This window comes from Acinetobacter sp. TYF_19 (genome assembly GCF_043105125.1).
Taxonomy (GTDB): Bacteria; Pseudomonadota; Gammaproteobacteria; order Pseudomonadales; family Moraxellaceae; genus Acinetobacter; species Acinetobacter johnsonii.
Map to the genome: position 1 here is coordinate 1 of NZ_JBICLH010000070.1, position 6560 is coordinate 6560.

A 6560-nucleotide genomic window follows, 5' to 3' on the forward strand; every position below is an offset into this window, starting at 1 on the left:
TATTGTACAAAGTTATCCTTCAAAATTTATTTGGCAAGACCAGATCCATTGGCCTTTCGATCATCTATTTAACATAATTGAGCTTATACGAAAGCCCTCACCTAAAGGCTTTCTCAATTCACACACCTCATACAAACCGTGACATTCAACCTTGGTTTAAGTAATGCCCAACGTAAAGCTTCACGTATTTCGTATGAGGTGTATTATATTAATTTTAGGAATTCTTAACTTAATTATTTCACATACTGCCAAACATCAGGATCAATATAGTTCTCATTGATATGATAGCCCTGTGCCATGGCTTCTTTTTCATCAATTTCTCTTGATTTTTTATTTCTTATCAACTCATTTTTAAATGCTTGCTCTAACTCTTTTGATGTCATTTTATAAGGGCTTTGTTGCATAAATATGTAAGCATCTGATTTAAATAAATTTAATTTTGGATCAAAAAATAATCAAAACTTTTAAAATCATATAGTTATGAAATCTTTGTGCAACAAAGCCGTTTGAAATCAGGAGATGCATTTCCGTAGAAATGTTCAATATCATTAATTGTATTTCCTGCTGAGTAAATAGGGTAAGTGAGTCCATATTCATTAGCTTCTCTATCCCAACCATTAAAACCAAAGACCACTTGATGTTCTCGGTTAAATAAGTCGAATAGTCCATTGACTGTTAAATCATATGTATTTTGATTCAAATCCCCTTCAGATGCCCAATGTGAATAACTTAAACCCGTGCCATCTTTGTTTAAATTTCCATTGTATGCATATGATGTTTTAGCAAATGCATCCAGATCCTGTCGACTGAATGAAAGTTTAGCCTTCCATCTGTCATTAAAATTATGGTCTAAATATACATAACTATTTTGTAATTCACGTTGCCATCTCACCCAGTTCATCGAACCAAAGTTATCTTCTGATGAAAAGTTAGTTTGACTCCCATCGCTATAAAAAATTGGTACACCGCCACCAAGACCATGAGGGTCATCATCTTGGTGATCAATACCCAAAGTAAGTTGAGTTTGATCAGTGAGTTTAGACGTTAATGATCCTGAAATCGTTGTTGTATTCTTTTCATAATAATGTTTCCCTGTTCCACCGTCAGATGTTGCAACAATCAAACGTGCGTTAAGTTTGTCATCAGCTAACAGCCCGCCACTAATATCTCCAGTAAATCTTCGCCCATCGAAAGTATCGTAACTTGCTCCAAGCTGTGCATTAAACTCTTGTGTTGGTTTTTTATGGACCATATTAATTGATGCAGAAGGCTCACCCAGCCCAGTGTTTAGGCCGTTTACCCCCTTTAAAACTTCAATGTGATCATAAATTGCTGTATCAAACACAGGCATGGCAATTACGGAACCACTAACACCTGAATAAGATGATGCAATACCATCAATTTGAATATTATCGACTGCAAACCCACGAATGTTGTAATTTGGGCGTTCGCTATCGTTATATCCAATACTTACTCCGGGTACTTGTTGCATCACGTCTGCAACAGTCGCTAAGCCTTGATCCTGCATTCTTTGCTGTGTAACAACAGTCACTGTCTGAGGTGTTTCCTTCAATGCAATATTCATTTTGGTTGCTTGAGAAGACTTACTCTTTTTATATTTTTTACTGTTTTCCGTAGCATCCTCCCCGTCTTCAGCCTGCACCACTATAGGAGCTAAACTTGCTACTGGCTCAGATGCTGCTGCATAAAGATATGAACTAAATAAAGGAGTTGAAAGAACGATAAGCCAAATTTTATTAGGTGGGAAATACTGCATACCACAAGTTACCATTTGCAAATGAGAATCATTGTATACTAATTATCATTTATATATTCTGCACAAATAGAATATTTACACAAAATAATTGAGTGTTTATGCGCATGTTCTACATTTATAGGTTATGAGGACAGATCATGCGTATTCTCTCAAGTCCCCTAAAAATTTGTAGATTCGAAGTTTACAATCAGGTCTTGTAAGTTGCCTTCTCGTCGCGTGTAATTCGACGAGAAGTTAGTTTGAGGTATTAATCATACAAATAATTCAGATGAGTAAAATTACATGAAGGCCATTCTAGTTCCATGAGCTCTAGAATGGCCTTGCATAAAATGTTGATGCTATATGTTAAATCTTAGGAATTTAACTAAAAATGTTATCCCGATTCTTTTAGATAGAATTAAAAAGTTCTACATAACATGCTTCAGGCACCATTAGTAATTAATGGTATAACTTAGTGCAAAAGTACGACCTTCCGCTGGGATCGCTAACAATGAGTTAGCATTGGTCACTGCTGCTTGTTGGGCGAATACAGTTTTATATTGATTACCCCATAGATTATAAACACCAAAGTCCATACGGCCTTTCGCTACTGGAAAATGTGCTAATACATCCATAGTCGTATAACCTTTAATCTCTGCTGCACTGTTACTATCACTCAATCCAGCTGCTTTTAACTCTAGGTCATCTTTATAGGCTTTGTCAGTTCCTTTGATTGCAAGCATTTGAGCACGTACACCATAGCCATCTTCATTATTCCATTCTGCAAACAATGTGCCTTTCATTGGTGAAACTGCAAAAGCATTTAACTCATGCCAGTTATTGGCCACATCCTGATACTGGCCTCTTGTATAACCCAAAGTTCCACCCACCTTATAATTTTCCATAAATGGGTAACTTACTGTTGCCTCCGCACCATAAACTCGCTGATCTGTGTCGACAACATTTACAGATCGATCCGAGTTAAATTGAACGACTTTATCAGAGGTATTATAGAAACCTGTTAAGCCCAAATTTAAGCCTGTGTCTTGATTTAAGCGCCAGCCGAGTTCATAGCTATTCACAGTGATTGGAGCAATACCAGATGTGGTTAAAGTATATGCTGCGACATCACGTAATACACGCTGTACATCTGGATAGCTATAGCCTTGTGAAAAATTGGCATAGACTTGTTGAGTATCAGTGAGTTTATAGACAGTGCCTAAGTTAAACAGAAATTTATCCGAGTCTGTAGAGTCTGCCGCCATTAATGTATATGGCTTACGTGCAGTTAAATAGCTGTCAGTGTCTGCCTGAACATATTGGTAACGTACCCCGGCTTGAATATTAAGCTGATCAGTTATGGCATAGTCCCCTTGTATAAAGGTACCAATATTCTGAATTTCAGTATCTGGTCCTGAGCCTTGTTTTTCTCCAGTTGGGGTATAAACTAGGCCATTATTGCTTGGCATGTAGTAGTCTGCCCACTGATGGTCTTTTTCCCAATCATAGTCTAAGCCATAAGTTAGTTTTAAATCACGGTCAGCAACTACAAGATCAGACTGTAAAGTTGAACGAATACCTGCGTAATCCACATTGGATTGACTTTGCTTTACACTAACACCGTCAGCTGAATAACCATAAGGTACGAAGCGTGACTTCTCATTTCGATAGTATGCCTCAACATTCAGAACTTGACCTAAAAAATCCTGATTTTGGTACTGCGTATTAAAAGCATAACGTTCAGTAAAAGGCTGATTATCTAAGCTCCAACCTTTGACCGCTTTGTAAGATGGATCTGTTTTGGTGAGTAAATAAGAATAATCAGGCCCATATTCTGTATCTTGTTCATCTTTATAGTACTGAGCACCAAAACTTAAACTTTGGTTGTCAGTTAAATTAAAGTTTAAACGACCATTCATATCAATAGTATCGGTATCCATGGTGCTGCCCTGCCAAGGACTTAATGAAATACGATCCCCATTACCATCAAATTGGGAGCCTCGATTGGTATAGTCTAAGCCAAGAAAACCGTCGACTTTGTCATTTGCAAATGAAGCTGTTTGTCCCACTTGATAAGCTAGGCTGTCACCGCGGAAATTATCGGCAGATGTCACACCCAATTTGGTTTGAAAACTGACTGGTTCTGATTTATCGGCACGTTTGGTAATAATATTAATAATCCCGCCTGTCGCACCTGAACCATAAATACTGGTCGCACCAGAAACCACTTCAATGTGATCAATCATATTTGGGCTAATACTATTTAACTGACGTGACACATCACGTGAACCCGTTTGTGATACACCATCAATCATTACAAGTACATTACGTCCACGCATAGTTTGACCATAATTACTACTCGTTCCACTGCTTGGTGCTAAAGATGGAACCAGTTGCGCCAAAACATCTGCAACTTTACGACCTGGGCCAGCCTGTTGCGCAATTTGATCAGCAGAAATGGTTTGGACAGTTCCTGCAATTTCGGAAATGCTTTTCGGTGTACGTGTTGCTGTCATCACAATAGTTGGAAGTTTAGCTTCAGTATTTTGTGTTGTAGAGCCATTTGTTGCTGTGTCTTCAGCATACAGTTGGGTACAAATAGCTGCCGTAAGTAGACAAAGACTAAAGTGTGACAAGCGCATTTTTATTCCTCTTTTGTAGAATATTTTCGAGAATGATAATTATTATTATCTTTATTGTAAAACTTTTTATTAAATTTTTAATGCAGTAAATTCTATCTTGAATACGAAAAAGCAGCCTTCATTTCAAACAGGTGTTGATCGTCATACGCTAGCATTTCTATACTTACTTTCAATGAGCTCAAATATGATATAGGTCATATTGTCATACGGCAGACACCTATTATGAATTTGGTTTTTAAAAACCCATTTGCGGAAAACTTTCTGTGAACTCATTTAGGAGCGAATTGAGCTAGGAATATAAGGAATAATAGGCAAAGGGCTGCATCGAGAAACCAATTATTGGAAGAAATTTGGAGATTAAGAATTCCTCGGGGACAAGCTAACAATCATTAAACCTATAATATTTATATAATAAAATGAATTTTTCTTGACATTCACAGAAGATTTTTTGCTAAGAATACTTTTTAGCTATGTCATTAAACTACTTATTAACAAAAGTGTTCTGTATACATAGCCCTCTTCAAATTATCTAAAATAACTGCTCTATAATTTAAATAGATTTGAGGAGGAATGATTTGGGTTGATTAAGATAATGTAATATTAGTCATCACGACCAAATTAAAACTAATAACGTTCAGATCAACTTGAAAATTTTATCGCTATTGAGACTTTGGAAGAACATTTCAAAACCAGGACGAATATCTTCGCCATCAACGGTGATATATCTTAAATTTGAATGCAACATTGTGTTGCAAGAGTTTTTATCTACAGTTGCCTGAATAGAGTATTCAGTACCGAATTGATCTTTGACAGTAACATTTTTCTTTAACATTTCTTCTATACCTATCATATTAATTCATTTAAAAACAATATAATCAAATATTTAGTTAGGCAACTTTATAGTTAAATTTAAATAATTGATTTAAAGCGGTATAAAATGTTCTACCATCTAAATTTAAGTCCACTTCGATTCCAGACTGAAGCAACACACGCTTACCCACCTCAATAGATTTCAATCCATCACGGGTATTTTGCATTTTATTCAGAGGAATTAGCGAGACTATAATTTCAGTACCATTTGAAGATTTAGCAATTAAGGTATTAAGTTTTTTCAATTTTCACCAGTTTTTTTCATATATCCCAACAAGGAATAAATATTTAATTAATAATTTTTAGTCATTAAAAAAGCACTGTTCAGTGCTTTTTTATATTTAATGCTTCTTATAAAGCAACAATATTTACAGCATTTGGGCCTTTTTGACCTTGCTCTATGCTAAATGACACTTGTTGGCCTTCATGCAATGTTTTGAAGCCTGAACTAGCGATTTCGCGAAAGTGAGCAAAAACATCTGGACCAGATTCTTGTTGAATGAAACCAAAGCCTTTAGTTTCATTAAACCATTTAACTGTACCGGTAACTGTAGTAGACATAATATATCCTGCTGAATTTTAATAATTTTAGTCAAAAATAAATGACTAGATGTAACTTTGAAAATAATAAAAGTGGAGCTTAAGATCTGAAACAACGGAGGATTATGACTAAAACTGCGATACTTAAAGAAGATTTACTAAACATTACTTTTTTCTAGTTAGGTCAAGTATACATGAAAAAAATAAATATTCAAGTTATTTATAGCTATCATAAATTTTAATTATATTAGGTGTTTCCTGGAATAAATTGAAACGTCCTTAAAAATAGAAGTCGTAGCATCTAAAAAAGCCCTAGTCGTGTGCTGAGCCTTAGAATAGCTTGAACCAAAATATTGAGGCTAGATGTGAAATTTCAAACGTTTCGCATGAGGTATACTATGGGTTCATTCTGGATAAATAAAATAGCCTTTAAATAAAGTTTTTTAGGATCAATAATGAATAATAAAGTTAGATTAATCTTTTTGCATCGCCCTACTCTCAAATTTGGGAGCATGTGTTGGCAATATGAACCCTACAGGCGGCAATGGTAGGCCTGATTAACCTTATTACATCACGACACAACCAATGATCGTGAAAAAGATCAATGTACCTATAGGCACAAAACTAGAATATGAAGAACAACATTTTAAATCAGGCCAACAAGATTCATTACTGAACGAAAAAAAACTCATCAGGATTTCCTTCCCAGAAGATCAATCCATGAATTGGGCTGGTGTACCGATTGGTTTTAT

The 6560-nt window shown here is 35.6% G+C and carries 6 protein-coding genes; all 6 read right to left on the reverse strand.

Translation table 11 applies throughout. The features are described from left to right. Positions 1 to 233: 233 nt before the first annotated feature. Positions 234 to 404: a hypothetical protein gene (locus ACF8FD_RS10365; RefSeq protein ID WP_392453357.1), complete on the reverse strand. Its 171-nt coding sequence runs from the start codon at positions 402 to 404 to the stop codon at positions 234 to 236. A 74-nt stretch (positions 405 to 478) separates the two neighbouring features. After that, entirely contained in the window at positions 479 to 1792 is a 1314-nt protein-coding gene (locus tag ACF8FD_RS10370; RefSeq protein WP_234305090.1) for a TonB-dependent siderophore receptor, read from the reverse strand. A gap of 416 nt (positions 1793 to 2208) precedes the next feature. Beyond that, positions 2209 to 4398, reverse strand: a complete 2190-nt coding sequence (locus ACF8FD_RS10375) for a TonB-dependent receptor (protein ID WP_234304858.1) — start codon at positions 4396 to 4398, stop codon at positions 2209 to 2211. A gap of 634 nt (positions 4399 to 5032) precedes the next feature. Continuing rightward, positions 5033 to 5230, reverse strand: a complete 198-nt coding sequence (locus ACF8FD_RS10380; RefSeq protein WP_234305089.1) for a hypothetical protein — start codon at positions 5228 to 5230, stop codon at positions 5033 to 5035. A 55-nt stretch (positions 5231 to 5285) separates the two neighbouring features. Beyond that, positions 5286 to 5513: a hypothetical protein gene (locus ACF8FD_RS10385; protein WP_004980159.1), complete on the reverse strand. Its 228-nt coding sequence runs from the start codon at positions 5511 to 5513 to the stop codon at positions 5286 to 5288. 106 nt (positions 5514 to 5619) lie between these two features. After that, a complete protein-coding gene (locus ACF8FD_RS10390; RefSeq protein ID WP_004693506.1) occupies positions 5620 to 5829 on the reverse strand; it encodes a cold-shock protein in 210 nt (69 codons plus the stop codon). Positions 5830 to 6560 lie beyond the last annotated feature (731 nt).

Bases quoted from the DNA above. Each gene is read 5' to 3' on its own strand.
- ACF8FD_RS10390 (WP_004693506.1), bottom strand. From the start codon at position 5,829: ATGTCTACTACAGTTACCGGTACAGTTAAATGGTTTAATGAAACTAAA.
- ACF8FD_RS10365 (WP_392453357.1), bottom strand. From the start codon at position 404: ATGCAACAAAGCCCTTATAAAATGACATCAAAAGAGTTAGAGCAAGCA.
- ACF8FD_RS10370 (WP_234305090.1), bottom strand. From the start codon at position 1,792: ATGGTAACTTGTGGTATGCAGTATTTCCCACCTAATAAAATTTGGCTT.
- ACF8FD_RS10380 (WP_234305089.1), bottom strand. From the start codon at position 5,230: ATGTTAAAGAAAAATGTTACTGTCAAAGATCAATTCGGTACTGAATAC.
- ACF8FD_RS10375 (WP_234304858.1), bottom strand. From the start codon at position 4,398: ATGCGCTTGTCACACTTTAGTCTTTGTCTACTTACGGCAGCTATTTGT.